This window comes from Rouxiella sp. Mn2063 (genome assembly GCF_049319665.1).
Classification (GTDB): Bacteria; Pseudomonadota; Gammaproteobacteria; order Enterobacterales; family Enterobacteriaceae; genus JBMOUD01.
Window position 1 is genome coordinate 13,317 of sequence record NZ_JBMOUD010000003.1, and the last position, 16,926, is coordinate 30,242.

13 protein-coding genes are annotated in these 16,926 nt (G+C 49.7%); 10 read left to right on the forward strand and 3 right to left on the reverse strand.

From position 1 onward, the window contains the following. Positions 1-266: 266 nt before the first annotated feature. From gsiA to gsiD, 4 genes are all read left to right on the forward strand, one after another. The gene (gsiA, locus tag ACL9RG_RS05510; protein ID WP_422791961.1) at positions 267-2,132 is read left to right on the forward strand and encodes a glutathione ABC transporter ATP-binding protein GsiA; all 1,866 of its coding nucleotides are present in this window, start codon (positions 267-269) and stop codon (positions 2,130-2,132) included. A 27-nt stretch (positions 2,133-2,159) separates the two neighbouring features. Beyond that, complete coding sequence (gene gsiB, locus ACL9RG_RS05515; RefSeq protein WP_422791603.1) at positions 2,160-3,701, forward strand: glutathione ABC transporter substrate-binding protein GsiB; 1,542 nt, start codon at positions 2,160-2,162, stop codon at positions 3,699-3,701. Positions 3,702-3,990: 289 nt separating this feature from the next. Further along, entirely contained in the window at positions 3,991-4,911 is a 921-nt protein-coding gene (gene gsiC / locus ACL9RG_RS05520; protein ID WP_422791604.1) for a glutathione ABC transporter permease GsiC, read from the forward strand. An 8-nt stretch (positions 4,912-4,919) separates the two neighbouring features. Next, entirely contained in the window at positions 4,920-5,858 is a 939-nt protein-coding gene (gene gsiD, locus ACL9RG_RS05525) for a glutathione ABC transporter permease GsiD (protein ID WP_422791605.1), read from the forward strand. A 111-nt stretch (positions 5,859-5,969) separates the two neighbouring features. Here the strand turns inward: gsiD and fghA are convergent, their stop codons facing one another. The 3 genes from fghA to ptrR form a co-directional block, all read right to left on the reverse strand. Beyond that, positions 5,970-6,824, reverse strand: a complete 855-nt coding sequence (gene fghA / locus ACL9RG_RS05530) for an S-formylglutathione hydrolase (RefSeq protein ID WP_422791606.1) — start codon at positions 6,822-6,824, stop codon at positions 5,970-5,972. 14 nt (positions 6,825-6,838) lie between these two features. Continuing rightward, a complete protein-coding gene (locus ACL9RG_RS05535; RefSeq protein WP_422791607.1) occupies positions 6,839-7,972 on the reverse strand; it encodes an S-(hydroxymethyl)glutathione dehydrogenase/class III alcohol dehydrogenase in 1,134 nt (377 codons plus the stop codon). A gap of 118 nt (positions 7,973-8,090) precedes the next feature. Further along, positions 8,091-8,993, reverse strand: coding sequence for a putrescine utilization regulator PtrR (gene ptrR, locus ACL9RG_RS05540; protein WP_422791608.1), 903 nt, complete (start codon positions 8,991-8,993; stop codon positions 8,091-8,093). Between the two features lie 176 nt (positions 8,994-9,169). On the opposite strand from ptrR, the gene ACL9RG_RS05545 reads away from it, so the two are divergent. The 6 genes from ACL9RG_RS05545 to mglA all read left to right on the forward strand — a co-directional run bounded on the left by ACL9RG_RS05545 (position 9,170) and on the right by mglA (position 16,924). Continuing rightward, positions 9,170-10,297: a YbfB/YjiJ family MFS transporter gene (locus ACL9RG_RS05545; RefSeq protein WP_422791609.1), complete on the forward strand. Its 1,128-nt coding sequence runs from the start codon at positions 9,170-9,172 to the stop codon at positions 10,295-10,297. A 145-nt stretch (positions 10,298-10,442) separates the two neighbouring features. Further along, a complete protein-coding gene (gene folE, locus ACL9RG_RS05550) occupies positions 10,443-11,108 on the forward strand; it encodes a GTP cyclohydrolase I FolE (RefSeq protein WP_422791610.1) in 666 nt (221 codons plus the stop codon). Positions 11,109-11,220: 112 nt separating this feature from the next. Beyond that, a complete protein-coding gene (gene yeiB / locus ACL9RG_RS05555) occupies positions 11,221-12,390 on the forward strand; it encodes a DUF418 domain-containing protein YeiB (RefSeq protein WP_422791611.1) in 1,170 nt (389 codons plus the stop codon). Between the two features lie 488 nt (positions 12,391-12,878). Next, positions 12,879-13,910 carry an HTH-type transcriptional regulator GalS gene (gene galS / locus ACL9RG_RS05560; RefSeq protein ID WP_422791612.1) on the forward strand — a complete coding sequence of 344 codons (1,032 nt, stop codon included), beginning with the start codon at positions 12,879-12,881 and terminating at the stop codon, positions 13,908-13,910. Positions 13,911-14,223: 313 nt separating this feature from the next. Beyond that, entirely contained in the window at positions 14,224-15,222 is a 999-nt protein-coding gene (mglB, locus tag ACL9RG_RS05565; protein WP_422791613.1) for a galactose/glucose ABC transporter substrate-binding protein MglB, read from the forward strand. Positions 15,223-15,403: 181 nt separating this feature from the next. Further along, positions 15,404-16,924, forward strand: a complete 1,521-nt coding sequence (gene mglA / locus ACL9RG_RS05570) for a galactose/methyl galactoside ABC transporter ATP-binding protein MglA (protein WP_422791614.1) — start codon at positions 15,404-15,406, stop codon at positions 16,922-16,924. Positions 16,925-16,926: the final 2 nt, after the last annotated feature.

A 16,926-nucleotide genomic window follows, 5' to 3' on the forward strand; every position in this document is an offset into this window, starting at 1 on the left:
CGTTAATCTCGTGCGAGTTGTGTGCCAATGATAAAAGAGATTCAGCACTATAATTAAACGCGATATCGCGAATAACGAGGTAGGTGAAGCGCCTAAGGTTGTTAGCGGCATTGAGTATTCATGAACCGCTGGTTGTGCCCTTTGTATAAAATCGCCAACTTAACAGCCTTAAGGATTACTTGAATTACTTAGGAGATTGCGTGAGCGAATCCATCATCCAGGTTGAAAGATCTTTTACAGGCACCTCGTCTGCTGATAAATGGTCGCTGGCAGACAATCAGGTATTGTCTGCGCGCGATCTCAATGTGCGATTTTCGCATGAAGGTCGGACAATCGAAGCGGTACGCAATCTCAACTTCCACGTTAACCGTGGTGAAACGCTGGCGATTGTTGGCGAATCGGGTTCAGGAAAGTCCGTTACCTCCTTGGCACTAATGCGCCTGATTGAGCAGGGCGGTGGGCAAATCAGTCAAGGCGATGTCTTATTTCGCCGACGTAATGCACAGGTCGTGGATTTAACTGCCGCGTCGCAGGCTGCAATGCGCGAGCTGCGCGGCGCGGATATTGCGATGATTTTCCAAGAGCCGATGACCTCGCTTAATCCGGTATTCCCGGTTGGCGAACAGATTGCCGAATCTATCCGTTTACATCAGGGTAAGGATCACCGCACGGCGCGAGCCGAAGCATTACGTATGCTTGATTTGGTGCGTATTCCTGAAGCTAAAAAAATCCTCGACAGTTTCCCACATCAGCTCTCCGGCGGTATGCGCCAGCGGGTGATGATTGCTATGGCACTCTCTTGCCGTCCGGCACTATTGATAGCCGATGAGCCTACGACGGCACTTGATGTCACCATCCAGGCGCAAATCCTGCAATTAATCCGTGTGCTGCAAAAAGAGATGCAGATGGCGGTGATTTTTATTACCCACGATATGGGCGTGGTTGCAGAAATTGCCGATCGCGTGCTGGTGATGTATCGCGGCGAAAAAGTTGAAATGGGCAGTGTGGATAAAGTGTTTAGCGCCCCAGAGCATCCCTATACTCGTGCGCTATTAGCGGCTGTGCCCAAGCTTGGTGCAATGACCGGGCAATCGTTACCGGCGCGTTTCCCGTTATTAAGCGCAGAATCTGCCGCGGTAAAAGTAGCAGAACAGGGCGCGGCCGTTTCATTAGTACAAGACACGCTGGTTCCCGGGGCGCCACCTATCTTGCAGGTAAAAGATTTGGTGACACGTTTTGGCGTGCGCAGCGGCTTGTTTAATCGCGTCACACGACAAGTCCATGCCGTCGAAAAGGTGAGTTTTGACCTCTATCCTGGTGAAACCTTAGCGCTGGTGGGAGAGTCAGGTTGCGGCAAATCGACCACCGGGCGTTCTTTGCTGCGTTTAGTGGAAAGCCAGAGTGGCACGATTATTTTCAATGGACAGACGATTACCGACCTAAAAGGTTCTGAATTACAGCATTTACGCCGTGATATTCAGTTTATTTTTCAAGACCCTTACGCATCGCTCGATCCGCGTGTGACCGTCGGTTATTCGATTATGGAGCCGCTGTTGGTACACAAAGTGGCCAGCGGTAAAGAGGCCGAAAAGCGCGTAGCCTGGCTGTTGGAAAAAGTCGGCTTATTACCAGAGCATGCACAGCGCTACCCGCATGAATTCTCTGGAGGGCAACGTCAGCGTATTTGTATCGCCCGTGCTTTGGCGCTTAATCCTAAAGTGGTCATCGCTGATGAGTCTGTCTCGGCGTTGGATGTCTCTATTCAGGCGCAAATCGTCAATTTGTTGATGGATTTACAGCGTGAGTTCGGCATTGCCTTCTTGTTTATTTCTCATGATATGGCGGTAGTCGAACGCGTAAGTCATCGCGTCGCGGTGATGTATCTTGGGCAAATTGTAGAGATCGGTCCGCGCCGTGCGGTGTTTGAGAATCCACAGCATCCGTATACCAAAAAACTGATGGCCGCCGTGCCCGTCGCTGACCCATCGCGTCGCCGCCAAGAGCATGCGCTATTGGTGGATGAAATCCCAAGCCCAATCCGTTCGTTGGGCGATGAACCTATTATTGCACCGTTGGTTCAGGTCGCAGAGGGGCACTACGTTGCTCGTCATGCAATAGCCAACGTTTATTGACAGGGTAGTAAAGGAAAAGGAATAAAGATGACACAGCATAATTTGATCCGTAAAGCCGTGCTAGCGGCTGCCGTTTTTGGGGCGTTTGCCTCGGCTTCCGCGTGGGCGGAGAAGGATGTGACCATTGCAGTTGGGTCTAACTTCACCTCCCTTGACCCTTATGACGCCAACGATACGTTATCGCAAGCCGTGGCCAAATCTTTCTATCAAGGCCTGTTTGGTTTTGATAAGGATATGAAACTGGTTAACGTGCTGGCTGATAGCTATACCGTCAGCCCAGATGGTTTAACCTACACCATCAAATTGCATCCAGGCATTAAGTTCCAGGATGGCACGGATTTCAACGCCGAAGCGGTGAAAGTTAACCTCGATCGCGCCAGCAATCCAGACAATCATCTCAAGCGCTATAACCTGTTTAAAACTATCGCCCACACCGATGTCGTTGATGCTAATACGGTGAAAATCGTCTTGAAAGCGCCATTCTCTGCCTTCATCAATAACCTGGCGCATCCGTCAGCGGTGATGATCTCTCCAGCAGCGCTGGCGAAATACGGTAAAGATATCGGTTTCCACCCGGTGGGGACAGGTCCTTATACGCTGGAGCAGTGGAATCAGACTGACTTTGTAAAAGTGAAGAAGTTTGCTGGTTACTGGAAAAAGGGTGAGCCAAAACTCGATACCATTACCTGGCGTCCGGTGGTGGACAACAACACCCGCGCGGCCATGTTGCAAACTGGCGAAGCAGATTTAGCCTATCCGGTACCCTATGAGCAAGCTAGCCTGTTGGAGAAAAACAACAAGCTAGACGTCGTGGCATCTAAATCTATTCTGCAACGTTACATCAGCTTTAATGTGACGCAGAAGCCATTTGATGACGTCAGGGTCCGTGAAGCAATCAACTATGCCATCAACAAAGATGCGCTGATCAAAGTGGCCTTCTCAGGTTATGCCGTACCAGCCGAAGGTCCATTGCCAGAAAGCATCCAGTATGCGGCGAAATTCAAACCGTGGCCATATGACCCAGCTAAAGCGAAAGAGTTGTTGAAAGAAGCCGGATATCCGAATGGTTTCACTACTACGTTGTGGTCATCGCATAACACCAGCACCGCGCAAAAAGCCATTCAGTTTGCGCAGCAACAACTGGCACAAGTGGGCATTAAAGTGACCATTACCGCCTTTGATGCTGCACAACGCGCAGCACAGGTTGAGAACGTTGGTCAAAAAGAGTCGGCACTGAAGATGTTCTACACCGGCTGGTCAGCCTCTACCGGTGAAGCCGACTGGGCATTATCACCGCTGTTTGCGACCAAAGCGGCAACGCCAAACCAATTCAATACTGGTTTCTATAGCAATCCTAAAGTGGATAAAGATTTAGCGGATGCGCTAAATACCACGGATTCAACCGCGAAAGCCGCGTTGTATCTGGATGCGCAAAAGCAAATCTGGGCCGATGCGCCTTGGGCGTTCCTGGCGACTGAACGTTTGCTGTCAGCACAAAACAAACGTCTGACAGGTTTCTATGTGATGCCGGATACGTCATTTAACTTTGATAATGCAGATCTGAAGTAATCTGTACGGGCTTTGTATATACCCGTCATACTTCAAGTTGTAGGGTTGTTGGCTGCCCTCGTGCGCCCCAGGAACTTAGTTATCTAAGTTCCTGGGGATTGATGAGCCTCTTCCCTGAGGCTCAGCCTAACAGCCCAGCGCAAGCGCTGTTCAAATCGGTTCCTGACCGATTTGTCTCTCGATTGCCGCCTACCTGCATCTTGAAGTTTCTTGGGTATGCATTATATATAAAGCCCGTTTTCCAGATAAGCTAGGAGCCAGTCCCACCAATGATTATACTAAAAACGTTATGTTGAATTATTTTCTGAAACGCCTGTTTGGTTTGATTCCAACGTTACTGATTGTTGCGGTATTAGTCTTTCTCTTCGTCCATCTGTTACCTGGCGATCCGGCACGATTACTGGCCGGGCAAGATGCTGACCAAAATGTGGTTAATCTGGTACGCCAGGATTTAGGGCTGGATAAACCGTTATGGCAGCAATTCATTACCTTCTTTACGCATGCGCTACAGGGTGATTTTGGCCACTCGATGGTATCCAAACGCCCGGTCATTGATGAGATTGGCGCGCGTTTTCTGCCGACACTTTTCCTTACGCTCACCAGTATGCTGTGGTCAGTGATTTTTGGACTGATCATTGGTGTTGTCTCTGCGGTGTGGCGCAATCGTTGGCCTGACCGTTTGGGCATGGCGCTGGCGGTGTCTGGTATCTCTTTCCCGGCTTTTGCGCTGGGCATGCTGCTGATGCAAATTTTTTCTGTCAATCTTGGCTGGTTGCCAACTATCGGTGCTGATGGCTGGAAAAACTATGTTTTACCCTCGATTACGTTAGGGGCTGCGGTTGCTGCCATCATGGCGCGCTTCACCCGCGCCTCTTTTGTCGAGGTGATGCAGGAAGACTATATGCGTACCGCGCGTGCCAAAGGGGTACATGAGTGGTTCGTCGTGGTTAAACATGGTTTGCGAAACGCGATGATCCCGGTCGTCACTATGATGGGGCTGCAATTTGGTTTCCTGCTCGGCGGCTCGATAGTGGTCGAGAAAGTCTTTAACTGGCCGGGGCTGGGACGTCTGTTGGTCGATTCCGTTGAGATGCGCGATTACCCGGTGATTCAGGCGGAAGTTCTGCTGTTCTCGCTGGAATTTATTCTGATTAACCTGTTGGTTGACATGCTGTATGCGGTCATCAACCCTGCGATTCGATATAAGTGAGCATGCGCATGAAAAACTGGCGACGTAAATCGGTGCTGGCTACCATGCCGCTGATTAATCCAGAGTCACTCAAAGACAATGATGCGCAATCTGCCAACCGCGTGCGCACGCCGCTGATGGCATTTTGGCAGCGTTTTCGTAAGCAACATATTGCGCTGGCAGCGGGAATTTTTATTATTCTGCTTATTCTGGTGGCGATTTTCGCCCCTTGGCTAGCGCCCTTTGATGCCGAAAATTACTTTGATTATGATCGTCTGAACCAAGGGCCTTCGTTGATGCACTGGCTTGGTGTGGATTCGTTGGGGCGTGATATTTTCAGCCGCATTTTAATCGGTTCACGTATCTCGCTGACCGCCGGATTACTATCAGTGGTATTGGGTGGGGCGATTGGCACCGTATTGGGGCTATTTGCCGGTTACTACGAAGGCTGGTGGGATCGTGTAACCATGCGCATTTGCGATGTGTTGTTTGCCTTCCCCGGTATTTTGCTGGCGATTGCGGTGGTGGCCATTATGGGCACCGGCATGACTAACGTTATTATCGCCGTCGCCATATTCAGCGTACCGGCATTTGCCCGTTTAGTGCGGGGGAACACCTTGGTGCTCAAACACCTGACCTATATCGAATCAGCACGAAGTATTGGTGCGTCGGATGCGGTGATTATTTTCCGCCATATCTTGCCCGGCACCTTGTCCTCGATTGTGGTCTATTTCACCATGCGTATCGGCACCTCGATTATTACCGCCGCCAGCCTTTCTTTCCTCGGTTTAGGCGCACAGCCGCCAACGCCAGAGTGGGGCGCGATGCTAAACGATGCGCGTGCTGACATGGTCACCGCGCCGCACGAGGCTATTTTCCCGAGTCTGGCGATTTTTATCACCGTGTTGGCGTTTAACTTGCTCGGCGATGGCCTGCGTGATGCGCTGGATCCGAAGTTAAAAGGCTGATATTGAGAAGGTCATGTGTGAAAGGATAGTGTGTGAAGGGATGAAGCATCGCGCCTGAGCCAAAAGGCAAAGGCGCGATGTGTCGTTTTATTTGACGCTATTTGCTGCAACTCACTGCCGATGCAGATAGTCGGCATGAAAACGCAGATGATCTTCAATAAAGCTGGCGATAGTGAAATAGCTGTGGTCATAACCCGGCTGAACACGCAGTTGCAGCGGCCAGCCGCGCTGACGCGCCAGCTCGGCTAATTTAGCCGGCTGTAGCTGATCGGCCAGGAACTGATCGCTATCCCCTTGATCGACCAAAATCGGCAGCGGCGCTTGGCCATCGGGCAGGGTGCTAAGCAAGTAGCAGCTATCATATTGCAGCCACTGGCTTTCATCCTCGCCCAGATAGGCCGCAAAGACACGGCGGCCCCAAGGCACCTGACAAGGATTGACGATCGGCGCAAAGGCCGAAACAGAACAAAAGCGCTGTGGATTGCGCAATGCCAACATCAACGCGCCGTGTCCGCCCATCGAATGACCACAGATCGACTGACGATCGCTGACGCTAAAATGTTGCCCAATCAGTTGCGGCAACTCATCAATGATGTAGTCATACATTCTAAAATGTGCCGCCCACGGCGCTTGTGTAGCATTCAGGTAAAATCCGGCCCCTTGGCCCAGATCATAACCCTCATCGTTGGCGACCTGCTCACCGCGCGGGCTGGTATCGGCCATCACTAACACCAGCCCCAATTCAGCAGCCACGCGTTGCGCGCCAGCTTTTAAGGTAAAGTTCTCGTCATTACAGGTCAAACCGGACAACCAGTAGAGCACCGGAGGCGGATTATCATCGCGCGGCGGGGGCAGATAAATACTGAATGTCATCGCACAATTCAAACTGCTGGACTGGTGGCGATAACGCTGCTGCCAGCCGCCGAACATGCGGTGTTCTTCAATAAGTTCTATCGACATGCTCATGTGTTGGCCTCTGATTATTTATTGGCAGGGCTGAAATGCACGACCGAACGAATAGATTTCCCTTCATGCATTAAATCAAAGGCCTCATTGATTTGTTCCAGCGGCATGGTGTGGGTAATAAAGTCATTGAGTGCAAACTCACCGTCGAGATAACGTTGCACGATACCTGGCAATTGGCTGCGGCCTTTAACACCGCCAAAAGCAGAACCGCGCCATACGCGACCGGTCACCAGTTGGAATGGACGAGTTGCAATCTCTTCACCCGCACCGGCTACGCCGATAATAACCGACTCGCCCCAGCCTTTGTGACAGCACTCTAATGCAGAGCGCATCACGTTTACGTTGCCAATACATTCAAAGGAGAAATCTACGCCACCGTCGGTCATCTCGACGATCACATCTTGAATTGGCTTGTCATAATCTTTCGGGTTGATCAAGTCGGTAGCACCGAGTTTACGGGCCAGGTCAAACTTGCTGGTGTTCAAATCGATACCAATAATGCGTCCGGCACCGGCCATTTGTGCACCGATAATCGCGGATAAACCAATGCCACCCAGACCAAAAATAGCCACGGTATCGCCTTGCTTCACCTTAGCGGTGTTGATGACGGCACCCATACCGGTGGTCACGCCACAGCCCAGCAGGCAGACTTCTTCCAGCGGCGCTTCTTTATTAATTTTCGCCAGAGAAATTTCAGGCACTACGGTGTACTCAGAGAAAGTCGAGGTGCCCATATAGTGGAAAATCGGCTTACCGTCTTTAAAGAAACGCGTGGTGCCATCTGGCATCAAGCCTTTACCTTGGGTCGCACGAATCGCCTGGCACAGGTTGGTTTTACCCGATTTACAGAACTTACACTCGCCACATTCCGGGGTGTAAAGCGGGATCACGTGATCGCCAACTTGCACGCTGGTGACACCTTCGCCCACGGCTTCCACTACGCCACCGCCTTCGTGACCGAGGATCGCCGGGAACACGCCTTCAGGATCTTTACCTGACAGCGTGTATGCATCGGTATGGCAAACGCCAGTGGCAACAATGCGTACCAGCACTTCGCCCTTCTGCGGTGGCATCAGGTCAACTTCTTCAATCGATAAAGGTTGGTTTGGGCCCCAGGCAACGGCGGCACGGGTTTTGATCATCTGCATAATGGCTCCTTTGGTCTGCATTCGCTCATGGTGATGCCGGTGGCATGACATGTTGTTTATGTGGATCTATCAATACTAAAAGTATGGTCAATAAATCGTTTGGCGCAGCAGATAACGTCTACTCGCCAATAATAGGGTGTTTGAGGACCAGCGGCTGGCCATCATTTTGCTTAATAATTAACTCTTTTAAAGCCCGGACGTTGGGACTAAAAGCATCACGTCGCCATATCAACCACGTGGCAGTGTCACAGAAGGAGTCTTCCACCTCATTCACTTGTACGTCTTCTTTACCGGGCAACTGCTGCAATACAGCTTCTGGCATCATCGCAATACCGGCTCCGCTGGCAACGCAAGCGAGCATGGCGTGATAAGACTGAATTTCCAGTACGGTTTGTGTGCGCTGTCCGTGATGGCTCACCCACTCTTGCAGGCGCTGGCGATAGGAACAGCTCGAACGAAAGGTGAACGCGGTCAGCCCTGAATTAGGCTCAGCACAGCTCAGCGGCGGCTTGCCTAAAGGAGAGATCACCACCAGCTTTTCTCGAAAAGCGATACAACCGTTGAGGTCATCTGAGTCGACACCGCCATCGACTAATGCCGCGGCCAGTTTCCCTGCGCGGACTCGTTCTATCGCTTCGCCAGAAGTGACAGTGGTCAACGACAAGGCGACCTGCGGATAGCGTTGATGAAATGATGCCAATAGGCTTGGCAAGCGTGTAGCGGCGGCGCTTTCCATTGAACCTAGCGCAAAATTCCCAGCAGGAACCCCCGAATGGGTGATATTCATCGCCTCATCACTTAAGGCCAAAATACGTTGCGCATAGCCAAGAAAATTGTGGCCCATAGCGGAAAGACGTAACCGCTGTTTCTCACGGATAAAGAGATCGCTACCTAACTCGAGTTCTAATTGACGCAACCGAGTCGTGAGGTTGGATGGGACACGATGGAGTTGTTCTGCAGCGCGAACCAATGAACCGGTTTCGGCCACACAGCAAAACATCCGCAGTTGAGTGAGATCCATATTGTTCTCTTATCGTGAGTAACTTGATTATCATTATTCATTTTTTGTGATTCTAAACATAAGGCATGATGATTAACAGCTTTTCTTTAGTTCGGTGCCCTGAGATGCCTGATTCTCGGTATTTCTTGGGCAGACAAGAACGGCATACCCACATTAATAAGAATAAGGTGAACATCATGGCGTTTCGTATCGCGATAAGTGGTTTTTTCGCGCTGGTTGTAGCAATGGGAATTGGACGTTTTTCATTTACTCCGCAAGTGCCTTTGATGATAGCTGAACATCAATTTTCGCTGACGGCCGCCAGTCTGGTGGCGGCACTTAACTACCTGGGCTATTTGTTCGGTGCGTATGATGCGATGAAAGCAAGTCGGCATTTGGAACGTCGTTTGTGGTTGGGGGTGTGGGGCACGGTGGCCCTGACGCTGATCTCTGCTTTTGCCAGCGGGAGTATTGCTCACGGTATTATTCGCTTTTTATCTGGCTGGGCCAGTGGCTGGACGATGGTGATGGTCTCGTCGTGGTGTAACGAACAATTAGCGCATCACGGACGACCTAAGCTAAGTGTTGCGGTGTTTGCCGGGCCTTGTGTTGGGATTTTTTTTAGCGGGATAGTGGCGGTCGGTATTCACAGTCTGTCATTAAACTCTTCAGAGGCGTGGGGAGTTTATGGCGTATTAACGCTGATATTAGCCGCTGCTATCACTATTAATCTTCCACGCAAAGGTGAGATGCATCGTACACAGGTTGTCAGCGCCCCCTTTACCATGACACCTGCGCTAAAGCGTTTGCTGATTGCCTATAGTCTCGGTGGGTTTGGTTATATCCTCCCGGCGACATTTTTATCGCAAATCGCCAATGCCCGTTTCCCTGATAGCCTGTTTGCCCAATTTGTTTGGCCAGTATTCGGCGGCGCGGGAGTATTAGGGATTGTTATCGGGATAATGACTCAGCATTTGTTGACTACCCAAAAGCGCCTGGCGATTGTCTTTTGGGTACAGGCGTTGGGGATACTCTGCGCTGAAATTATTCCCGGTGTTAATGGCTTAGTGGTCAGTGCATTGTTAGTCGGCGGAGGGTTGATGCTGGGGGTACAACTGGCGATTCATTACAGCCGCGAATTAGCACCCAGCCATAGCCGTTATATGGCGGGTCTATTAACGACAGGTTATGCCATTGGCCAATTAGTCGGGCCGATTTTGTCATCACTGTCGACTAAATTCACCGGTAGGTTAGAACCCGCACTTTATGTTGCCTTTGCCAGCTTCTTGATTGCTGGGGTATTAGTGGTGCGCCGCGGGAGATAGCGCTGGCTGCGCGGGCAATAAGTTGCAGCTATTTCAGCTATCATGAAAGACAATCACTGGATTATGGCCCCGCAGTCATCTACAGTAACCCACCTCATTTTGATGTGATCGATATCAAAGTGGTATCACCTGCTGGAGAATAAGAATGACATCATTAAGTAAAGAAGCGGTATTGGTACATGAGGCGCTATTGGCGCACGGGCTAGAAACGCCATTGCGTGAGGCTCTGCCTTTAGATGACGATACGCGTAAACAGCGCATCAAAGAGCATATGACGGGCATTATGCAGTTGCTCAACCTGGATTTGAGCGATGACAGCCTGGCAGAAACGCCGCATCGAATTGCCAAAATGTACGTTGATGAAATTTTCTCTGGCCTGGATTATGCCAATTTCCCGAAAATCACCCTTATCGAAAACAAGATGAAAGTCGATGAGATGGTGACGGTACGCGATATTACGTTGACCAGCACCTGCGAACATCACTTTGTTACTATTGACGGCAAGGCAACGGTTTCTTATATCCCGAAAGATTATGTTATCGGTTTATCGAAGCTGAACCGCATTGTGCAGTTCTTCTCGCAGCGTCCACAGGTGCAAGAGCGTTTAACACAGCAAGTATTGCTGGCGCTGCAAACCTTGCTGGGGACTAAAAACGTTGCGGTTTCTATTGATGCGGTGCACTACTGTGTGAAAGCGCGCGGCATTCGTGATGCCACCAGCGCAACCACCACGACGTCATTGGGTGGTTTATTTAAATCCAGCCAGAATACTCGTCAGGAGTTTCTGCGCGCGGTGCGTCACCATAACTGATTTTTGACAGTTTTTTGTGGTGTTTAACATCGTGTAAGCACTTGTAGTTGCGGCACCTCATGGGTGCCGTTAATCTATCTGCCACTCATCTATTCTCACCGGCTTTTTGCAATTGACTCAAATAAACCCAGCCCCCCGTTCACGTATTGCTACGCTCGATTTCGCGCGCGGTATCGCTATTTTCGGCATCCTGTTACTCAATATCAGCAGTTTTGGTTTGCCGAAAGCCGCTTATCTAAATCCGGCCTATCAAGGTTTTCCGTCAACCAGTGATGCCTGGACATGGGCGGTATTGGATGTTTTGGCGCAGGGTAAATTCTTGATGATGTTTGCCATGTTGTTTGGCGGCGGTCTGCAACTGCTCTTACCACGCGGCAAAATGTGGATCCAGTCGCGGCTATCGTTATTACTGCTTTGTGGTTTGCTGCATGCCGTTTTTCTATGGGATGGCGATATTTTGCTTTCCTATGGATTACTCGGGTTAGTTTTTTGGCGGCTGATTCGTGATGCTAAAAGCACCCAGTCGTTACTTAATACGGGCATCATGTTGTATCTTGCCGGCGTGCTGCTGATGGTATTACTTGGAGTTATCACCTCACCGAAGCCCGATGGCTACTGGCTGCCGGGCATCGCCGAGTTACAATACGAGAAATTCTGGCGCTTAAAAGGGGGAATAGAAGCCATTCAGAATCGCGCAGATATGCTCTCTTCGAGCCTGCTCTCTTTAGCCGTACAATACGGTTGGGAACTAGGCGGGGCAATGTTACTCGGCGCTGGGTTAATGCGCAGCGGTTGGTTACAAGGGCGTTATTCTTTACGCCACTATCGTCGTCTGGCCGCCTTTTTGTTACCGCTTTCACTGTTGATTCAAATCCCAGCGGTCGCGATGCAGTGGCATCTTGCCTGGGACTATCGCTGGAGCGGATTCTTCTTACAAGTCCCGCGCGAACTCGGCGGCTTACTGCAAGCCATTGCTTATCTGGCACTCTGTTACGGCTTCTGGCCGCTAATATCGCGTTTACGCATTGGCCACTGGATGTCACAAATTGGCCGCATGGCACTCAGCAACTACCTGCTGCAAAGCCTAATTTGTACCACTTTCTTTAACGTCTTCGGCTTCTACCAACATTTCGACCGCCTGCAACTCGTCGCGCTGGTTCCTGCCGTCTGGTTAATCAACCTCGCCATCACGCTCCTCTGGCTACGCCACTTCCGCCAGGGCCCGTTAGAATGGCTATGGCGTCAACTCACCACGCTCGCCTCAGGTACCCGCAGCCACTAACCCAGCCCTGAATCAGTCCTTGACCAGACTTTGACCTTTGCCCTTGACCTTCGCCCTTGACCTTCAATAGCGCATCTTATCGGCCAAGCGAACGAATGAGGCCAGGGGAAATCGGCCAGGGAGGGACGATTTAGGTTGAGCCGGGCAGGACGCCCGTCTCAGCCGACCCGACCGGCCGAAGCAGTAAGCGCGGGGAGTCGTGCAGCGACCCGATAAGCTAAGCGCAGGCGTTGGGTGCAGGGGCTTTCGCCGAAAAGCCCTTGCCGGTCGCGTTCGGCAGCGCAGACATATTCCCGTTCAGTAAAAAGCGACCGAACCTGCACAGTGCAAACATAAATCCTTTTAAATTTAGCTTCGCTAGGTGTCCTAACAACTCGGTTGTTAAAATTTTGTATGTAAACGTTTTCTTAGTTGTGATGCATTTCACGCAGCGATAAGCCAAAAGTGTTTAGGATAGCGGTCTTGTTTCTCAATGGCGGAGTCATCTAATGGTTACGATTCGTGATGTGGCAAAGATGGCTGGTGTATCCGTCGCGACAGTATCTCGAGTATTGAATAACCCAGCGATTGCCAGCCCGGAAGCCCGCGAGCAGGTGCGAAAAGCCGTTGACGTGCTCGGCTATCGGCCGAATGCCAACGCCCAAGCGCTGGCGACCCAAACTAGCGATACTGTTGGTGTGGTGGTGATGGATGTCTCCGATCCTTTTTTTGGTGCGTTGGTCAAAGCCGTCGATACTGTGGCACAGCAGCATCATAAATATTTGTTGATAGCCAACAGTTATCACGTTGCCGAGAAAGAGCGTCACGCGATTGAAATCTTGATTCGTCAGCGTTGCAAGGCATTGATTGTTCACGCCAAAGCTTTGGAAGATGCCGAGTTGATGCGCTTTATGGATCAGGTCCCGGGTATGGTGCTGATCAATCGCAGTATCCCTGGGTATGAGCACCGCTGTGTCTCGCTCAATAATATTGTTGGCGGCGAAATGGCGACGCGTTTACTGCTTTCTCAAGGTCACAAGCGTATCGCCTATATTGGTTCAAATAGCGGCATTGCTGATGAGCTAGAGCGTCACAGTGGTTATTTGCAGGCCATGACTCAGGCGCATCCTAATGGTGAAGCACCTCCTGACAGCTGGCGGGCTGAAGGTTCCCCGGATTTACAAGGAGGAGAAGCCGCTATGGTTGAACTGCTGGGAAGGAACCTGAATTTAAGCGCGGTGTTTACTTATAACGACTCGATGGCCGCGGGGGCGTTGGCGGTACTCAAAGAAAATGGCATCCATATTCCGCAAGATTTTTCACTGGTCGGTTTTGATGATATTCCGATCGCGCGTTATACCAGCCCCAAATTAACCACCGTGCGTTATCCGATCACATCAATGGCGATATTGGCGACGGAACTTGCCTTGCAAGGTGCGGCTAACCAGCACGAGACGGCTATCAATCACTGTTTCATGCCCACGTTAGTGCGTCGCCATTCGGTCGCGCTCTGGCAAAATGTGGCACCGGTCACTCCTTAAGCATTAACCCGAATGTAACCGTTTTCAAATTGTGAGAAATTTCACAGTTTATTAACATTCCTGCCTCTATGATTCAGACGCTTTCTAAATAATTCCGTTTATTTCCGATAGACGGACAATACAGATCTACTGATAGCAATCACCGTGTTTTATTAAAAAAATAATAGCAATAAGTTCAGGGAGATCGATGTCAGGGACGGCAGGCAAGTCGTGGAAACGTTAACGCGCCAGCAGCAGGAGTCGATCCTGATAATAAAAACGCGAACGTTACCCGCCGCCATACTCAGTACCCCTACATAAACCGGAGATACAAATGAAGAAGAAGGCTTTTACCCTGGCGGCATTGTCTGCCTTGATGATGTTTGGCGCACACGCACAGGCTGCAGATACCCGTATCGGCGTAACGATTTATAAGTACGACGACAACTTCATGTCTGAAGTACGCAAATCCATTGAAAAAGATGCGAAAACATCGCCTGACATTCAACTTTTGATGAATGACTCACAAAACGACCAATCAAAACAGAATGACCAGATCGACGTTTTATTGGCGAAAGGGGTAAAAGCCTTAGCGATTAACTTAGTTGACCCCGCGGCAGCGCCTGTGGTGATTGAGAAAGCTCGCAGCGCAGGTGTCCCGGTGGTGTTCTTCAACAAAGAACCCTCACGTAAAGCGCTGGACAGTTATGACAAAGCCTATTATGTCGGTGCCGACTCGAAAGAGTCTGGCGTGATTCAAGGTGAGCTGATTGCTAAACACTGGAAAGCGAATCCGTCTTGGGATCTGAACAAAGATGGCGTTATTCAGTATGTTCTGCTTAAAGGCGAGCCGGGACATCCAGATGCAGAAGCGCGTACTACCTATGTCATCAAAACCTTGAATGACAAAGAAGGTCTGAAAACGCAGCAATTGCAGCTAGATACCGCAATGTGGGACACCGCTCAGGCGAAAGACAAAATGGACGCGTGGCTATCTGGTCCAAACGCCAACAAAATTGAAGTGGTGATCGCCAACAATGATGCGATGGCAATGGGGGCCGTTGAAGCGCTCAAAGCGCATAACAAATCTAGCATTCCAGTATTTGGCGTCGATGCCTTGCCAGAAGCCTTGGCGTTAGTGAAGTCTGGCGCGATGGCCGGTACTGTACTGAATGACGGTAATAACCAAGCGCAAGCCACTTTCGATTTGGCTAAAAACCTGGCTGACGGTAAAGCGCCAACCGATGGCACCCAGTGGAAACTGGTCGATAAGATTGTACGTATCCCATATGTGGGTGTAGATAAAGATAATCTGTCTCAATTCATTAAATAATATCGTGGCCGTGGCATAGCAAGATGAATGTAGTGGTATTGATATAAAAGTTTATATTTATAGCGTGCATTGTCGGTCAGTTCTCTGGCCGACAATGCTATCCCTACTTTAATAAAACATCAGCGACATCCTATGTCGTCGGGATTGCTAGCAACATCCTATTTTATAATTAGGTAAAAGTATGGCTGATATTAATACGCCGCAATCCGGCGATTATTTGCTGGAAATGCTTGGCGTGAATAAATCATTTCCGGGTGTTAAAGCATTAGATAACGTGAATTTAAATGTGCGCCCTTACTCAATCCACGCATTAATGGGTGAGAATGGTGCGGGTAAATCCACATTGTTAAAATGTTTATTCGGGATCTACAGCAAAGATTCGGGCACCATTCTTTTTCAAGGGAAAGAGGTTAATTTTAAAAGTGCAAAAGAGGCGCTAGAGCAGGGCGTTTCTATGGTTCATCAGGAGCTAAACCTGGTACTGCAGCGCACGGTAATGGATAACATGTGGTTGGGACGTTACCCCACCAAAGGGCTTTTTGTCGATCAGGACAAAATGTACCAAGATACCAAAGCGATTTTTGATGAACTGGATATCGATATTGACCCGCGTGAGAAAGTGGGCAAGTTATCGGTGTCGCAAATGCAGATGATCGAGATTGCTAAGGCATTCTCCTACAACGCCAAAATCGTCATCATGGACGAGCCAACCTCATCATTGACCGAGAAAGAAGTTAATCACCTGTTTACCATTATTCGCAAGCTGAAAGCGCGCGGCTGCGGCATTGTTTATATCTCGCATAAGATGGAGGAGATTTTCCAACTCTGCGATGAGATAACGATTCTGCGAGATGGACAGTGGATCGCCACCCAGTCTTTAGACGGGCTGGATATGGATAAAATCATCGCCATGATGGTAGGGCGTTCTTTGAGTCAGCGTTTTCCCGATCGTTTAAATACGCCGGGTGAAGTGATTCTTGAGGTGCGTAATTTAACCTCGCTGCGCCAGCCATCAATCCGCGATATCTCTTTTGATTTACATAAAGGCGAAATCCTCGGTATTGCCGGATTAGTCGGCGCTAAACGTACCGATATCGTCGAGACGTTATTTGGTATCCGCGAGAAAGTTTCAGGTACCATTAAACTGCATGGCAAAAAAATTAATAACCATAGCGCTAACGAAGCGATTAACCATGGCTTTGCATTAGTCACAGAGGAGCGGCGCTCAACCGGGATTTATGCGTATTTAGATATTGGCTTTAACTCGCTTATCTCCAATATCCGCAGTTATAAAAATAAAATTGGCCTGTTAGATAACAACCGGATGAAAAGTGACACTCAGTGGGTGATTGATTCAATGCGGGTAAAAACGCCGGGTCAAAGAACACACATCGGTTCACTTTCTGGAGGGAATCAACAAAAGGTCATTATTGGCAGATGGCTATTAACCCAGCCTGAAATATTAATGCTCGATGAACCAACGCGCGGTATCGACGTTGGGGCAAAGTTTGAAATTTATCAATTAATGACAGAACTGGCTAAAAAGGAGAAAGGGATCATTATTATTTCTTCTGAAATGCCAGAACTTCTGGGGATCACCGATCGCATATTAGTTATGAGCAATGGACAGGTTGCCGGTATTGTTGAAACAAAAAATACCTCGCAGAATGAAATTCTTCGCCTTGCATCCTTGCACCTCTAATT

Coding starts and splice junctions, on each gene's coding strand:
- gsiB (WP_422791603.1), top strand. CDS start 2,160: ATGACACAGCATAATTTGATCCGTAAAGCCGTGCTAGCGGCTGCCGTT.
- gsiC (WP_422791604.1), top strand. CDS start 3,991: ATGTTGAATTATTTTCTGAAACGCCTGTTTGGTTTGATTCCAACGTTA.
- gsiD (WP_422791605.1), top strand. CDS start 4,920: ATGAAAAACTGGCGACGTAAATCGGTGCTGGCTACCATGCCGCTGATT.
- fghA (WP_422791606.1), bottom strand. CDS start 6,824: ATGAGCATGTCGATAGAACTTATTGAAGAACACCGCATGTTCGGCGGC.
- ACL9RG_RS05535 (WP_422791607.1), bottom strand. CDS start 7,972: ATGCAGATGATCAAAACCCGTGCCGCCGTTGCCTGGGGCCCAAACCAA.
- ptrR (WP_422791608.1), bottom strand. CDS start 8,993: ATGGATCTCACTCAACTGCGGATGTTTTGCTGTGTGGCCGAAACCGGT.
- ACL9RG_RS05545 (WP_422791609.1), top strand. CDS start 9,170: ATGGCGTTTCGTATCGCGATAAGTGGTTTTTTCGCGCTGGTTGTAGCA.
- folE (WP_422791610.1), top strand. CDS start 10,443: ATGACATCATTAAGTAAAGAAGCGGTATTGGTACATGAGGCGCTATTG.
- galS (WP_422791612.1), top strand. CDS start 12,879: ATGGTTACGATTCGTGATGTGGCAAAGATGGCTGGTGTATCCGTCGCG.
- mglB (WP_422791613.1), top strand. CDS start 14,224: ATGAAGAAGAAGGCTTTTACCCTGGCGGCATTGTCTGCCTTGATGATG.
- mglA (WP_422791614.1), top strand. CDS start 15,404: ATGGCTGATATTAATACGCCGCAATCCGGCGATTATTTGCTGGAAATG.